This window comes from Psychrobacillus sp. FSL K6-2365 (assembly GCF_038003165.1).
Classification (GTDB): Bacteria; Bacillota; Bacilli; order Bacillales_A; family Planococcaceae; genus Psychrobacillus; species Psychrobacillus psychrodurans.
Map to the genome: position 1 here is coordinate 2,543,266 of NZ_JBBOOO010000001.1, position 16,187 is coordinate 2,559,452.

A 16,187-nucleotide genomic window follows, 5' to 3' on the forward strand; every position below is an offset into this window, starting at 1 on the left:
AATCATTCACTTTTAGTGAATGATTGTTGGTATTCTATCGTTATATGTAATAGTAATTAGCTGAATATAAAATAACCAATAATTAATAAAATCCCTAAAATACCAGAAATACTAAAATATATTAACTTCATCAGTAATCCAGAGAATAGCCATAACAAACAATTACCAAATATTAAACCAATTAATAATAATGGGTTATCTCCAAAGTAAATATCCCATACTTTAAAAGATAATGCTAATAATAATAAAGCAGAAAATACAAACAGGAGCGGTGCCATCACTGATTTATTTTTTACTAGTTTAATAGCTATGTATAAAAAAGAAAGAATAGCAATTGCAACAAGAATAATGGGTATAAAGATTGCGGTTGAAGCAACAAACAAGGAAGCTAATAATATTGCGGTTAATAAACCGACTATAGTATACAAGATTACTTTAGTTTTTTGTTTTTTAGCTAATACTGCCTTAGAGGCATTCTCCGTTTGTTCGTCCCCATTATTTTCACCTTGGGCGTATAAAGCGAGAAGAAAATCACAATAATGCTCGGGTAATAACTTGTTTTTTTTCCAAAATGAAATTTCATTCATTATAATTTGCTTACGTTGCAGCGACATATCTAGTCCTCTTTTCATCTGGTAAAACCAGTATTGTAAGATTCATAGAACTTAGAAAAAGACACCCATAGTGGATGTCTTCCATTCTATTCTAAAAAGTCTTTAAGACGTTTACTTCTAGAAGGGTGACGCAGTTTTCGTAATGCTTTTGCCTCTATCTGACGAATACGCTCACGCGTAACTCCAAATACTTTTCCAACCTCTTCAAGTGTTCTCGTACGACCATCATCCAGACCGAAACGCAGGCGTAATACATTTTCTTCTCTGTCTGTTAGTGTATCCAAGACATCTTCCAATTGTTCTTTAAGAAGCTCATAAGCAGCGTGGTCAGAAGGAGACTGCGCATCTGCATCTTCAATAAAATCACCTAAATGAGAATCATCCTCTTCACCAATAGGTGTTTCTAAAGAAACCGGTTCTTGGGCAATTTTCAATATTTCACGTACTTTTTCTGCAGGCAAGTCCATTTCTTCCCCAATTTCTTCAGGAGAAGGTTCACGACCTAAATCTTGCAATAATTGACGTTGAACACGAATTAACTTATTTATAGTTTCTACCATATGCACAGGAATACGAATTGTTCTAGCTTGGTCAGCAATTGCACGTGTTATTGCTTGACGTATCCACCATGTAGCGTAAGTACTAAATTTAAACCCTTTACGATGATCAAATTTCTCTACAGCTTTGATAAGCCCCATATTACCTTCTTGAATAAGGTCTAAAAATAGCATACCACGCCCAACATAACGTTTTGCAATACTTACAACTAATCGCAGGTTTGCTTCAGCTAAACGTTTTCTAGCTTCTTCATCGCCTTGCTCAATACGTTCTGCTAGAGCAACCTCTTCAGAAGCTTTTAGTAAGTCTACTCTCCCTATTTCCTTTAAGTACATACGAACAGGGTCATTGATCTTGACGCCAGGTGGAACACTTAAATCATTTAAATCAAAGGTTTCTTCTTTACCTTTCATTAAGCGATCCAAATCTTCTTCATCACCATCTTTACGACTAAGCTCAATATTTCTACCTTCAAGATTATCAATGAACTCTTCGATTTGATCAGATTCAAGTTCAAAATGAGCTAATTTTTCTGCAATATCATGATATGTTAACTCACCATTTTTTTTACCTAATTCGATTAATTGTTTTTTTGCCTCTTCTAATGATAATTCAATATCTGTTTCTTTTGTACGTTCGGACTTGTCCGCCATAAGAATTCCTCCTTTTACTACCGGATAGTTACTCTAAAGTTTCCAAAGACTTTTTCAACTGAATAGCTTCTTGGGCCAGTTCCAATGCCTTGGAAATATCACTCATTTTTTCTGCTTCTTTTGCTTCATGTAACTTACGTGAAATACGTAGTTCAATCCGGTATTTTCGTATATGGCGCAAACAGTCCATGACTTCCTCTGTTTCATGCTCTGGATCACGTTCTGAGAGCGCTGCTTCCATTACTATTTTTCTTAACTGTGCATCATTTAATACTTCTAAAAAACGTTGAAAATCACCATCTGGATACTCTTCGTAAAATCCAGTTAATCGAACAAACACCACTTCATAAGCATCTCTGATAAAACATTGATCATCCAAATTCCTTCTTGCAATATCAATTACACTAGGATTGTGAAGCATATGGGAAAGTAATATTCGCTCTGCTCTTTCGTCTGCAGATATTGCTTTCTTTATCTTCGTCATTTCCGGTTTAATTGTTAAAGGAAGGGATGATTCCTGCTTAGATTGTTTTGCTTGCTTTCCTTGAATTTTACGTAAATGTTGGTAAATAGCTTCTTCTGATACATTAGTTTCTTGTGAAAGCTGACGAATATACAAATCACGTTCAACTGATGAACTTCTATCACTCAGTATTTCCAATATTTCTTGGATATACTGTAAAGTATCATTTTCATTGTTAAAATTTTTATCTCTCTTTGAAACAATCATCATAAATGATAAATATGAATGTGGCTTTTCAATAATCTTTGTTCGAAATGCTTCTTCCCCATAATTTTTAATGTAATCATCGGGATCCATAGCATCTGGAATAATTGCAATCTCCGTTTGTATTTGATGGGCTTGTAAAGCAGTAGAAGCCTTTTTAGCTGCTTCCATACCTGCACGATCACCATCAAAACAAAGCGTGACATTTGAAGTGAGTCTATTTAGTTTGGTTATATGAGTTGACGTCAATGCTGTACCCATAGTTGCAATTCCATTGCCAATACCTGCCTTAGATGCAGCAATAACATCGAGAAAACCTTCAAAAACAATTACATTACGTTGTTTCCGAATATCTAATCTTGCTTTGTCTAAATTATAAAGTACATGGCTCTTTTGGAATATAGGCGATTCTGGACTATTTAGGTACTTGGCCTCATTTTCGTTCTTTTCCAGTATTCTACCAGAAAAGGCAATAACATACCCGGTTTCATCAAATACCGGAAACATAATTCTTCCTCGAAACCGATCGAAATACTTTAATTCATTTTCTTTTCGGATAATGAGACCAGTTTTCTCAATTTCTTGTAAATCCATACCTTTACGTTCAAGTAACGTAGTTAAAGCATCCCATTTAGGAAGGGACCACCCTATCTTATACTTTTCGATAATCTCCTTAGAAAACCCTCTTTCTTCGAGGTAATGTAATGCATTTTCTCCTTCCTCGGTATGAAGCAGTAAATGATGGAAATAGTCACTAGCAAACTCATGAGCTTTTCTCATCATGGAAACCTCTTTTGAAACAGGTGCTTTCGACTCTGTATCCCCAGAAGAACTCTCTTCAATAGTCAATCCAATTCGACTACCAAGTTTACTAACAGCATCTTGAAAAGAAAGATTTTCAATATCCATTAAAAATGTAATTACATTTCCACCAGCTCCACAACCAAAGCAATGAAAAATTTGCTTTTCATGTGTTACTGAAAAAGATGGTGTCTGTTCACCATGAAAAGGACATAAACCAAAATAGTTTCGACCTCTTTTGGTTAGTTGAACATATTCGCTTATGACGTCGACAATATCATTGTTATTTCTAACTTGTTCGATTACCTCTTCTTCTATACGACCCGACACTTTTTCACCATCTTTACTTGCTACTTTAATAATTCGTTAAATGAAAGAAAAATCCTGCAAGAATCGACAAAAAAATCATATAAATAATTTTATAATAATTATTTTCCACAAATAACTATTATAAAACATTTTAAACTAATAATCTATTATTATCTATTCGATAGACAATAGAAAAAACCTTTTCACTATCGTGAATCGGTTTAAAATCTTCCAAATTATTTTTGTTGTATGTGATTAATTACTACATTAGCAGTCTCTTCCACCGCTCTGTTCGTCACATCAATTACAATACAACCAATTTTTTTAGCGATTTTCTCAAAGTGATCAATTTCTTCATTGATTCTTTCTATTTTAGCATAACTTGCATCATCATTTAAACCAATTGCTTTCAATCTTTCTTTTCTAATAGAATTTAGTTTTTCTGGAGTAATGACTAATCCTACACATTTTGCTGGATCAACTTGGAAAAGTTGCTCCGGTGGGTCTACTTCTGGTACAAGTGGAACGTTTGCTACTTTGAATCTTTTGTTCGCCAAATACTGTGATAATGGAGTTTTAGAAGTTCTAGATACCCCTATAAGTACTATATCCGCTTGAAGTAACCCTCTTGGATCTCTTCCATCGTCATATTTTACTGCAAATTCTATTGCTTCAATTTTTTTAAAATAGTCTTCATCTAACTTTCTTACTAAACCAGGTTCTTCAAAAGGTTTTTCATCTAATTCTTTTTCAAATAGATTAATAACCGGTCCTATTAAATCGACAGACTCTAAATTATATAAATTACAGTATTCTATTAATGCTTGACGCATTTTTGTTTGTACAAGTGTATACAAGATTATAGCACCTTGCTCTTTAGCAAGTTCTGTAATTTCTTTAATATGGTCTAAAGAATCAATATGAGTAAATCTCTTAAATTTAGTATGCTGTAGACCAGGTCTAAATTGACTTATTGCCGCTTTTGCTACTAGTTCGCCCGTTTCTCCTATAGAATCCGAGACTATAAACAGGTTTAGCATTTTCATCGTTTCACTCCTTATAGATCATGGTCATCGGCTAATGATAAAAAGGCTCGAGTAATATTAGTCTTTGTAATTCTACCAATCACTTCTAACCCATTTTTCCCTTCTTTTACAACAGGTAGGGAATCAATTTGTCGACTCATTAATTTTTTGGCCACTTCAATAAGTGTATCCTCTTTCAAACAATACGTTATGTTAGGCATCCTTGTCATAATCATATGTACTGGAATTTTGTTTAAATCTTGGTTGCCAATACTTGTTCGCAAAAAGTCTTTTCTTGAAAGAACTCCTGAAAGCAACGAATTTTTATCAAGGACAAATAATGACCCAACATCCTCTAAAAACATATGACATATAGCATCATATACCGTCATACTTTCATCAACAACTACTGGAATTGATTGAAAATCTTTCACTGTCATTTGTGCTATATTATCTGATATTGCTTGGCTTGTTTTTTTGCCAGAATAAAAGTACCCCACACGTGGACGAGCATCTAAAAAGCCTGCCATCGTTAATATAGCTAGATCTGGACGTAGCGTGGATCTAGTTAATTTCAGTCTCTCCGCAATTTGTTCGCCAGTGATAGGACCGTTTCCTTTTACTATGTCCAAAATTTCATTTTGCCGTTTGTTGAGTTCGATTGGACTCACCGCCTCAAAGTGTTATACTTAATACTAAATAATTATATACTACTTTCTAGGTTATTGCGAAGTAAAGTTGCTCATGATACAATAGCAACAAATGATAAAGCGTTGAAGAGCATTATAAGTACTACATCCTAAGCGAGTGGGGTCAGTGAAAGCCCACATTGTAGGAAAACGGCAGCTTGGAGCTTATGCTTTTAAAGAGGATTGTTTTTTAACAATCAATCGGGGTGGAACCGCGGGTTAATAACTCGTCCCCGGGCACTTATTGCCCGGAGACGAGTTTTTTTGTGTTCCGGGATAAAGTGACAAAATTTAATGGAGGTTATCAAATGACAATTACAATGGAAAACGTAGTTAGTTTAGCAAAACAAAGAGGTTTTGTATTTCCTGGATCTGAAATTTATGGTGGTTTAGCTAATACATGGGATTACGGCCCCCTTGGTGTGGAACTAAAAAATAACGTCAAAAAAGCTTGGTGGAAAAAATTTGTTCAAGAATCACCTTATAACGTAGGTTTAGATGCAGCTATTTTGATGAATCCTAAAACTTGGGTTGCATCTGGTCATATAGGTAACTTTAATGATCCAATGATTGACTGTAAGAAATGTAAATCTCGTCATCGAGTAGATAAAATCATTGAAGATGCACTAGACAAAAAAGGTATTGAAATGGTAATAGACGGCCTTTCATTTGAGAAGATGGAAGAAATCATGAAAGAGCACAATGTTGTTTGTCCGTCATGTGGTGCTTTTGATTACACAGAGATTCGCCAATTCAACTTAATGTTCAAAACGTTCCAAGGTGTAACTGAAGCTTCTACAAATGAAATCTTCTTACGCCCTGAGACTGCACAAGGTATTTTCGTAAATTATAAAAACGTTCAACGCTCTATGCGCAAAAAAATGCCTTTCGGTATTGCACAGGTAGGTAAAAGTTTCCGTAACGAAATTACACCAGGAAATTTCACATTCCGTACAAGAGAGTTCGAACAAATGGAACTAGAATTCTTCTGCAAGCCCGGCGAAGATATGGAATGGTTTGAATTCTGGCGTAATTATTGTAAAGAATGGTTATTAAACTTAGGTGTGTCTGAGGATACAATTCGTTTACGTGACCATTCAGAAGATGAACTTTCTCATTACTCTAACGCAACAACAGATATCGAATATAAATTCCCATTCGGTTGGGGTGAGCTGTGGGGTATTGCAGATAGAACTGATTTTGATTTAAAACAGCATATGGAGCATTCTGGAGAAGATTTCAATTATATTGACCCAGTAACAAACGAACGTTATGTACCGTATTGTATCGAACCTTCTCTAGGAGCTGACCGTGTAACATTAGCATTCCTTTGTGAAGCATTTGATGAGGAAGAATTAGAAGGTGGCGATGTACGTACTGTATTACGCTTCCACCCTGCATTAGCACCAGTTAAAGCAGCAATTTTACCACTTTCTAAAAAATTGTCTGAAGGAGCAACTTCTTTGTTTTCAGATTTAAGCAAGCACTTCATGGTGGAGTATGATGAATCCCAATCTATTGGTAAACGTTACCGTCGACAAGATGAAATCGGTACTCCTTTCTGCATCACATATGATTTCGATTCAGAAACAGATGGCCAAGTTACTGTACGTCACCGTGATTCGATGGAACAAACTAGAATGCCAATTGCAGATGTAAAAGAATACATCGAAAATCATTTGCAATTTTGATATTAAGTCACTATTGAGTGATTGTTAAAAATAAACGCAAGAATGTTGTTCGCCCCTTGAACAATATTCTTGCGTTTTGCTTTGCCAATTTAAAAACGAGTAATGAATACATGTAGATGCTGCTGCACACTACGCATGAGCCCTCAAGGATGGTCGCTGACGCTCCTTCATCCTTTTTGAAGTCTCATTCTTCGCGCTCATGCGGCTTGGAAAGCTCACATCCTAGCTATCAGTGGTAATTCAGAAATCAGATTCTAAAATGACACGATAATGCATTTGAAATATATAAAACCTTTAAAATTAATGGTCAAGTTTTCCATTCCGCAAGTAAATCATCTCTAAGCGCAACTAACTAACTAATAATCGCAAGTAACCTGTTTGGCAGCGCAAGTAAAATCCACATGAACGCAAGTATCTACCGATTCAAAGCAAGTAACTGTCAATTAAGAGATGCCTTCTACACGTCTGTTTGCTGCTGCTTAAGCTATGATTTATTCATCTATTTTGTGTTGCATAACTTTTGATTTATTTCATAGTACTTAAAACACTTACTTTGCTCTATCTTAAAGTTAAGATTAACTCGCCTATTGATTGTAATGTAACGCGGCGACTCCAGCGGGAACAGCGAGAAAGTCGAGACCCCACAGAGAGCGTAGCGAACGAGGAGGCTCGGCCTCGCCCGCGGAAAGCGTCCGCGTGAAACGGAAATCACAGTATTACTATCACTTAAAATACCTTCTGCAATCATCATCCCTTTAATAATTATCTCGATAAATCTTAAAGTTTAAATTTACTCGTCTATTGATGGAAGTGTAACGCGGCGACTCCAGCTGGAACAGCGAGAAAGTCGAGACCCCACAGGGAGCGTGCGAACGAGGAGGCTCGGCCTCGCCCGCGGAAAGCGTCCGCGTGAAACGGAAATCTTAGTATTACTATCACTTAAAAATACCTTCTGCAATCATCATCCCTTTAATAATTATCTCGATAAATCTTAAAGTTTAAATTTACTCGTCTATTGATGGAAGTGTAACGCGGCGACTCCAGCGGGAACAGCGAGAAAGTCGAGACCCCACAGAGAGCGTAGCGAACGAGGAGGCTCGGCCTCGCCCGCGGAAAGCGTCCGCGTGAAACGGAAATCACAGTATTACTATCACTTAAAATACCTTCTGCAATCATCATCCCTTTAATAATTATCTCGATAAATCTTAAAGTTTAAATTTACTCGTCTATTGATGGAAGTGTAACGCGGCGACTCCAGCTGGAACAGCGAGAAAGTCGAGACCCCACAGGGAGCGTGCGAACGAGGAGGCTCGGCCTCGCCCGCGGAAAGCGTCCGCGTGAAACGGAAATCTTAGTGTCAATTCTCCTCTGAGACACCATATTGCATTTTTAGTACAACAAAAAAATCCAAGTCCAAAGAATTAGTCTTCTTCGGAACTTGGATCTTCTTTACGCGGTGTGAAAAACTCTGGGGTTTTCTCCATTTGATCTAAAAAGTGTTGCGACTTTAATCGTATTCCGACTTGTTCACTATAAATCGTTCGGACAATTTTTTTAATAAAGCCTTTTGTCTCTTTTTTGAGTGTCAGCTTACCTACTTGATCAATAGGAACTGTATAAAAGGTCCGAATAAGCTTCACTTGAGAAGGAGAGAGTCTGATAATATAAGGGTCAATCGAAAAACATCGATGGCAAAGAAATCCTATTTGTGAAAAAGAAAAAGCAAATTCTCCATCTGTTGCTCCGCAATTGGTACATTGATGAAGTGTTGGATAAATACCTGCTGTCGGAAGAAGCTTCCATTCCACAAATAAACTAATTGCCTCTGGATCATATTCTTCTGATATAGCATGTAATGCCTGTTGTAAAATTTCAAATAGCTGTGGCTTAGGTGCTTCATCATCAATTAATTTGTCCACTAATTCCATTATAAAACTTGCGTATGCAGTAGCAAATATATCTTCTCGAACAGATCTCATAGAGTCAATAATTTCACCTTGCTGCAAAGTCCCCATTCCTCTTCCTTGCTGTATCAAAAAATAGCCATACGTAAAAGGCTGAGAGATAGAAGCTAAACGGCTAGTTGGTTTTTTTGCCCCCCGAGCCATAGCTGCTCGCTTCCCCAATTCACGTGAAAAAATGGTAACGATTTTATTAGATTCTCCATAAGAAGAAGCTCGTAAGACAATACCCTCTACTTTTTGTAGCAATTGCCTCACCTTCTTTCTTTAATACTCGTCGTCTCTAAAACCATAATCTTTCAAATGAGCTGATTTATTTCGCCAATCTTTTTGTACCTTTACCCATAGCTCTAAGTATACATTTGTTCCTAAAAGCATTTCGATATCTTTACGTGCTCTTGTCCCTACCTCTTTGAGTAAGGCACCTTTTTTACCGATGACTATACCTTTTTGGGAATCTCTTTCCACTACGATTGTTGCAGAAACACGAATCATATCTTTTTCCGTATCTTCTTCTTTTTTAATTTTATCTATTACAACTGCTATCGAATGTGGAATTTCTTCCCTCGTCAAATGTAAAACCTTTTCACGAATTAGCTCAGATATAATAAATCTTTCCGGGTGATCCGTTACCTGATCGGCAGGATAGTACTGTGGTCCCTGTGGTAAATACGACTGAATTGTTTCAAGTAATTTATCAACGTTATTACCTTGTAAAGCAGAAATTGGAAGGATTTCTGCGAAGTCATACTTCTTTGTATAGGATTCAATAATATCGACTAATTTTTCGGGATGAACTTGGTCAATTTTATTAATTACTAGAAATACCGGTGTTTCATTTTTTTCAAGCATTTCCATGATGTACTCATCAATCTTCCCTCTTGGTTCCACTGCGTTTACCATGAACATAATTACATCTACTTCACGTAGTGTATTTTTAGCAACTTTAAGCATAAAGTCCCCAAGCTTATGTTTGGGTATATGAATCCCAGGTGTATCGATGAAAATCATTTGACTATTTTCCAAAGTTAGAACACCTTGTACTTTGTTACGAGTAGTTTGAGGTTTATCGCTCATAATAGCAATTTTTTGTCCTATTACTCGATTCAAAAATGTAGACTTCCCTACATTTGGTCGACCTATTATCGATATAAATCCTGATTTATAATTCTCATTGTTTTGCAGCATAATCCATATCCTCCGTTGTAAAGGCCCCAGGCAATAATTCTGCAACCGTTGTTTCTAATACATTTCCCTTTAAATTTGTTAAATAAACAGGCATATCCTTATCACAAAACTCCACTAATACTTGTCTACAAGCACCACAAGGAGAAATAGGTCCTTCTGTATCGCCTGAAACAGCAATTGCAGTGAACTCTTTTTTCCCTTCTGACACTGCCTTAAAAATTGCAGTGCGCTCTGCACAATTCGTTAACCCAAATGATGCATTTTCAATATTGCAGCCAAGAATCACTTCGCCGTCTTTTGTTAAAAGTGCTGCCCCTACTGGAAATTTCGAATATGGGACATACGCTTTCTCTCTTGCTGTAATGGATGCTTCTAGTAACATTTCTTTATTCAAATGACTCACCTCTATAATATGATACCCGACCATTTCGGGATAAATATGATTAAACCAACAATTACAGTACAAATAGCATATATTAAACATGCTCCCGCTGCTAAATCTTTAGCCTGTTTAGCTAACGGGTGTAATTCCGGAGTTACCAAATCGACGATACGTTCTATGGACGCATTTACTAATTCTATCATGAACATACCAAAAATCGATAGAACAATGATTATCCATTCTATTTGCGATAAACCTGTCAACATTCCAACTATCGTAACAACTATTGCTGCAAATAAATGAAATCGAAAATTTTGTTCACTTTTTAAAACATGGCAAATTCCATTTGCAGCATATATAAAGGAACGAAAAAATTTACGAAAGTTCATGGCCTTCACGTTTCAACCCAAAAGCTTGTAGAATAGATTCTTGTAAACCAAACATCTCTTTTTCTTGTTCTTCCGTTTCATGATCATACCCTAATAAATGTAGAAAACCATGAACTGCTAAGAAGCATAACTCCCGCTCAAAAGAATGCATATAGGATTCCGCTTGTTCCGTTGCACGTTGTACTGAAATGATAATATCTCCTAACATCGTCGGAATATCTGCATTCATAATTTCTATTTCTCCTTCTCCCATTTCTTCCATTGCAAAGGAGATTACATCGGTTGCCACATCTTTGTTTCGATAAGTTTTATTAATTTCTTGGATAGCATCATTCGTTACAAATGTTACACTAACCTCACTGCCTTCTTTAACAGAAAGTTGTTCACCTGCTGACTGCAATACCTTTCCTACAAGAGCTAAGGTCTCCTCTGATACTGTGTTTGTCTCATCCATTAAATCTAGTTCTAACATATTATTAGCTCCTTGCATTATTATTTGGGATATTCAATCCGCGAATGAAATGTTCCATTCATAGTTGTACAAAAACTCTCTTCCATTTTCTTTATTTCCTTTAAAGACAGATCGCATTCATTGAATTGCCCATCTAATAATTTATCTTTAATAATAGACTGTATTAATTTTTGAATCTTATCAGCATCTGGTTCTTTCATCGACCGAACAGCTGCTTCTACACTATCGGCTACAGAAATAATTGCGATTTCTTTTGTTTGAGGTTTTGGACCAGGATAACGGTAATCCTCTTCTTTCACATTACTATTTGTTTCTTTTTCTTTAAAATAAAAGAATTTCAACAAACTTGTACCATGATGTTGCGCCGCTACATCTACAATTTCTGTCGGTAATTTATGTTTCCGCAAAATCTTCGCTCCATCCACCGCATGTGCAATAATAATATCTCTGCTTGCCTCTGGAGACAAATTATCATGCGGATTATAACCGTTTACTTGATTTTCGATAAAAAATCCAGGTCGATTTGTTTTCCCTATATCATGATAATAACAACCAACTCGTGCAAGCAATCCATTAGCTCCAATCGCTTCACAAGCAGCTTCTGCTAAATTGGCCACCATTAAACTGTGATGATAAGTGCCGGGTGTCTCGGTTAATATTTTCTTCAACAAAGGATGGTTAGGATTGGATAATTCAATGAGTCTCATAGTTGATAATATGCCAAAGAAAGATTCAAAGAAAGGTAGTATCCCAATTGTCATAGCACCAGATAGTACCCCAGACAGCATAGCTGCTCCTACATAAAATAAAATATCTGTAAATTCATAGGAAGCCTTCGTCATTAATAAATAAAATAAAATAAACACAATATTAATAGAAGAAACAATTAAACTGGAGCGCAATATTTGTGAATTAGTATGCATCCTTTGCATCGCAAAAATACCTGCAACTCCACCAAATAATATGTATAACGAGGCTTCCATTTGAAATACATTTGTATAGCCTTCTTGAAAAATGATACCTGCATATGCAGCAGACACAAAATTAGAAATATAAGCTGCACGTTCATTTACCAATAAATAAACAAGCATTGCAACCATCGCTGTAGGGAATAAAAATGCTATAATTACATCAAAATTATATGCGACAGACTGTATCACCTTCATCATTAATACAGATAAAATGACACTGAAAGCTACAACAATCAAATTCTTCGAGTTGTTTATAGTTTGCTCTTTTCTAATAATTGTTTGTCCAAATAACACCCACATCGTTAGTCCAACAAATAAAACTACTCCCAGATATGGTCTATAGGATGCTTTATTCGTCAACATACCCAGCAACTCAAGTTGTCGATAGACCTCTCTATCAATAATTTCACCCTTTTGAACGAGTATTTGCCCTTGAAGTATGCGAGTCGGCTCTACGCTTGCTTTCGCCTGTTCTATTCGTTCCTCGGTTAAACTCTCATTTACCACCTCTGTTGCGACAATGGAGGTTTTTGCAATACTAGAGAGTACATTTTTATAATCCTGGGAATAAACAAAATTGTTATTTATTTGCTGACCAATTTTCTCTCTTGAAATAGATACATTTTCCATTCGAATTGGTTCACTTAATGTTGACTCCACTAGCTCGGATAATTTCGTCTTTGAATCGTCCAAAATAATATTATTCTGATTTAAAAGTATGATTAACATATCGTCATTAAGTGGTACATAGCTTGCGTTCTCTGCCAATTCTTCCATATCTTTTTTTAGCTTGTCTACTAAAGTAGCAGTTGTATCTTCTGCATTTGCATTTTCTTTTACATGCAAGACACTATCAAAAATAGACTCTGTTATTGCCGCTTGGTTAGCAGCGGTCTCGTCTTGGAATTGGTAAACAGCTGGAACTTCCTGCTCCGTTTTTTTGCGTTCTTCCTCTGTTTTCACGGAGTCTTCCATGGTTTTAACTGCTCTTATCGTATCAGGTGAAAGCTGGAACAACTCAAAATCATACTTACTTTCCTTTACATTGCCGATTAACAAAAAAAACAAGCATATGGCTGTAATAATAATGACGATGAAAGGGAGATACTTATGATTTCTCCATTCTCTCCACTTTTTTAGGATATTTTTCATTTATTCTCATCCCCCCACCAACTAGTTATTCCATTATACCTTATTTTTTTCACAATTCACTAATGTTTCCCTAATAAACAAAAGCGCAAGCGCCTATCTCAGCCCTGACAATCGTTGGAGGAATTGGAATAAAGGCGTTTTTAACCTTTATTCATAAGAGCTATTCGAGGGGCTGGTCGCTGGATTCTTGACAGGGAACCACTTGTAAAAAGTTATCCAATTGCCAAAGATTTTATAATTTCCAAATGCAACAAAGAAGCAACTGTCTAAACATAGACCGTTGCTTCTTTTGGATTTCGGTTATTATTGTTCTTCATATGCTTGTATAATTTTTGCAACTAGTGGATGACGGACTACATCTCCTTGCTCTAAATATTGAAAATGAATTCCGGCAACATTTTTTAATATTTTTTCCGTAACGATTAAACCTGATTCCGCACCCTTTGGTAAGTCAATTTGAGTTTTGTCACCAGTAATCACCATTTTAGAACCAAATCCTAATCGCGTTAAGAACATTTTCATTTGAGCTTTCGTGGTATTTTGAGCTTCATCTAAAATAACAAAAGCATCATCTAATGTACGACCACGCATATAGGCTAAGGGTGCAATTTCAATCGTCCCTCGTTCCATAAGACGATCTGTCTGTTCTGTACCCAATACATCATGTAGCGCATCGTATAACGGTCTTAAATATGGGTCTACCTTTTCTTTTAAGTCACCCGGTAGAAAACCTAAGCTTTCTCCCGCCTCGACTGCTGGACGTGTTAAAATGATTTTTTTCACATGTGCATTTTTAAGTGCCTGTGTCGCCATCACTACCGCTAAGTACGTTTTTCCAGTACCAGCAGGTCCAATACCAAAAGTAAGATCAGTGTGTCTTATTCCTTGGATATACTCTCGTTGCCCTATAGTTTTAGCTCGAATAGCTTTACCTTTTGTATTTCGTGCAATTTCCTCATCGTATAAGCTAGAAAAATATTCAATTGTACCATTCAAGCTCATCTCAATTGCAGAAGAAACATCACGCAGGTTAATATTAATACCTTTTCGAATTACTGCTAATAGTTGTATCATTAGCTGTCTAGCGTCTTCTACATTTTTTTCTTCACCAATAATCTGAATTTGTTCACCTCTTGTAATGAGTTGAACTTTTAGCTCCGCTTCAATAAGTTTTACATTTTTATCCGAAATGCCAAGCAGCATTACCGCTTCGGCTGGATCTTGCAAATTAATATCTAATTGTTTAGTTTCGCTCATGCTTCGTCTCCTTGGGGTATAACATGTGGTATTGCAATATTTTCATTTATTAGTAAAAGTATCTTCCCTTTTACTTTATCATCTTGTATTGATACCTGTAAAACTTTATCCTCTAATAATTGTGTTCCTGTTGGTAATTCTTTAATAATTTTTTGAAATAGGAGCGGCCGTATGAGATGTTCAATGGATTCCTCAGTCAGGGAATAGGTTATTTGATGTTTCTTTTGTACATAGCCTGCCTGAACGTATTTTTGGATAAAAGCAGGTAGCTGTATTTCCTTCCAAAACATCTGTTTATCGCCCACTTTTTTTTGTATTATCAATTCTGTTGAGTTCGGATTAATGACAGCAACCTGTGTTGGAAGTTCAAATGATAACTCTATCCAATAGTTGGCATACACTTTTCCTTCTGCACTCGTAATAATCCTTTTGTTCCCTTGGGTTACAAACCCATTTACTAGGACATCTCCTTTTTTCACAGCAATGTTTTTTTCAACGGCTCGCACACCTTTTGTTAGTGTAAAATCTGTTATTACTCCACTTCTCTTTGCTATTAGATTGACAGCAGGTGCATCCTTAAGCTCTTTTTCTGTTTGCGGAGGTGCTAGCATCGGAGACACTGTAAAGGTAGAACCAGATTTTGAAAAATGAACCCAAGAATACTCTTTATGTTCTAGTAATATATTTTGACGTATTTCTTGCTCCTCTGGCAGTTTAGATGCAATCATTCTTGTTTTAATGCCCATTTCTTTTAATTGTTCAGTCAACAAAATATTACTTTCAGGAGAATCTGAATCAATTTGAATAGACCAGATAAATTGAGCTAATAATACTGGGATTATTAAAAAAAAGAAGACCCCTATTACTGATGCTGAGTAAATAGAGATAGTACTCTCTTTTAGTTCATTTTCAAGATTTATCGAGAGTTTTAGTTTTTTTCTTACTTTCCGAAATGCTTTCAAATCTTTTGCTTGAATAGAAAAGTTTACATGATTCTCGTTTGTATGAAGCTGGTACACTTCGATATTTTGTTCCTTTAAACTTTTATAGAGAGTAAATTGGTCTGTAGTAATTGGTGCTTGTATTTTAATAAGTCGCCTCATACCGTTTTTTCCTTCCTAGTTAGATTAAAAAACTGAAGATTGTGCACATGAAGATGCAGCCTATCGCTAGACATGGATTTTATGTGCAAGCTTTCGGCATGAATTTCTAAAAGAAAGTGGTCATACGTACAGACTATACTGTTTTCTTTTAAACGAACTAATGAAAATTCATAATCCAATATAATATCATCAAAGCTATCTACCATAATACTCGCGTGGAGTGGAAATAATTGCTTCACAAAAAA

At 36.0% G+C, this 16,187-nt stretch carries 15 protein-coding genes; 1 reads left to right on the forward strand and 14 read right to left on the reverse strand.

What is annotated here, in order from left to right:
- Positions 1 to 56: 56 nt before the first annotated feature.
- The 5 genes from MKY29_RS12605 to MKY29_RS12625 form a co-directional block, all read right to left on the reverse strand.
- A complete protein-coding gene (locus MKY29_RS12605) occupies positions 57 to 614 on the reverse strand; it encodes a hypothetical protein (RefSeq protein ID WP_340879976.1) in 558 nt (185 codons plus the stop codon).
- An 86-nt stretch (positions 615 to 700) separates the two neighbouring features.
- Positions 701 to 1,825, reverse strand: a complete 1,125-nt coding sequence (gene rpoD / locus MKY29_RS12610; protein ID WP_090563807.1) for an RNA polymerase sigma factor RpoD — start codon at positions 1,823 to 1,825, stop codon at positions 701 to 703.
- A gap of 28 nt (positions 1,826 to 1,853) precedes the next feature.
- Entirely contained in the window at positions 1,854 to 3,683 is a 1,830-nt protein-coding gene (gene dnaG / locus MKY29_RS12615) for a DNA primase (RefSeq protein ID WP_340879977.1), read from the reverse strand.
- Between the two features lie 215 nt (positions 3,684 to 3,898).
- On the reverse strand, positions 3,899 to 4,708 hold the full coding sequence (locus MKY29_RS12620; RefSeq protein ID WP_093496110.1) for a pyruvate, water dikinase regulatory protein: 810 nt from the start codon (positions 4,706 to 4,708) through the stop codon (positions 3,899 to 3,901).
- A gap of 11 nt (positions 4,709 to 4,719) precedes the next feature.
- On the reverse strand, positions 4,720 to 5,358 hold the full coding sequence (locus MKY29_RS12625; RefSeq protein ID WP_241599995.1) for a helix-turn-helix transcriptional regulator: 639 nt from the start codon (positions 5,356 to 5,358) through the stop codon (positions 4,720 to 4,722).
- 326 nt (positions 5,359 to 5,684) lie between these two features.
- On the opposite strand from MKY29_RS12625, the gene MKY29_RS12630 reads away from it, so the two are divergent.
- Entirely contained in the window at positions 5,685 to 7,067 is a 1,383-nt protein-coding gene (locus tag MKY29_RS12630) for a glycine--tRNA ligase (protein ID WP_241599994.1), read from the forward strand.
- A 1,421-nt stretch (positions 7,068 to 8,488) separates the two neighbouring features.
- Here the strand turns inward: MKY29_RS12630 and recO are convergent.
- The 9 genes from recO to MKY29_RS12675 form a co-directional block, all read right to left on the reverse strand.
- A complete protein-coding gene (gene recO / locus MKY29_RS12635; RefSeq protein ID WP_241599993.1) occupies positions 8,489 to 9,277 on the reverse strand; it encodes a DNA repair protein RecO in 789 nt (262 codons plus the stop codon).
- 18 nt (positions 9,278 to 9,295) lie between these two features.
- Entirely contained in the window at positions 9,296 to 10,216 is a 921-nt protein-coding gene (gene era, locus MKY29_RS12640; RefSeq protein WP_090563818.1) for a GTPase Era, read from the reverse strand.
- Complete coding sequence (locus MKY29_RS12645) at positions 10,200 to 10,598, reverse strand: cytidine deaminase (RefSeq protein WP_416235970.1); 399 nt, start codon at positions 10,596 to 10,598, stop codon at positions 10,200 to 10,202. Before MKY29_RS12645 ends, era begins: the two co-directional genes overlap by 17 nt.
- A gap of 23 nt (positions 10,599 to 10,621) precedes the next feature.
- Complete coding sequence (locus MKY29_RS12650; protein WP_241599991.1) at positions 10,622 to 10,987, reverse strand: diacylglycerol kinase family protein; 366 nt, start codon at positions 10,985 to 10,987, stop codon at positions 10,622 to 10,624.
- Entirely contained in the window at positions 10,974 to 11,459 is a 486-nt protein-coding gene (gene ybeY / locus MKY29_RS12655) for an rRNA maturation RNase YbeY (protein ID WP_090563824.1), read from the reverse strand. The genes MKY29_RS12650 and ybeY overlap by 14 nt, the downstream gene beginning before the upstream one ends.
- A 20-nt stretch (positions 11,460 to 11,479) precedes the next feature.
- A complete protein-coding gene (locus MKY29_RS12660; RefSeq protein WP_093496116.1) occupies positions 11,480 to 13,582 on the reverse strand; it encodes an HD family phosphohydrolase in 2,103 nt (700 codons plus the stop codon).
- Positions 13,583 to 13,885: 303 nt separating this feature from the next.
- Positions 13,886 to 14,839 carry a PhoH family protein gene (locus MKY29_RS12665; RefSeq protein WP_090563828.1) on the reverse strand — a complete coding sequence of 318 codons (954 nt, stop codon included), beginning with the start codon at positions 14,837 to 14,839 and terminating at the stop codon, positions 13,886 to 13,888.
- Complete coding sequence (locus MKY29_RS12670) at positions 14,836 to 15,942, reverse strand: sporulation protein YqfD (protein WP_340879978.1); 1,107 nt, start codon at positions 15,940 to 15,942, stop codon at positions 14,836 to 14,838. The genes MKY29_RS12665 and MKY29_RS12670 overlap by 4 nt, the downstream gene beginning before the upstream one ends.
- Positions 15,939 to 16,181: a hypothetical protein gene (locus MKY29_RS12675; RefSeq protein WP_090563831.1), complete on the reverse strand. Its 243-nt coding sequence runs from the start codon at positions 16,179 to 16,181 to the stop codon at positions 15,939 to 15,941. Before MKY29_RS12675 ends, MKY29_RS12670 begins: the two co-directional genes overlap by 4 nt.
- Positions 16,182 to 16,187: the final 6 nt, after the last annotated feature.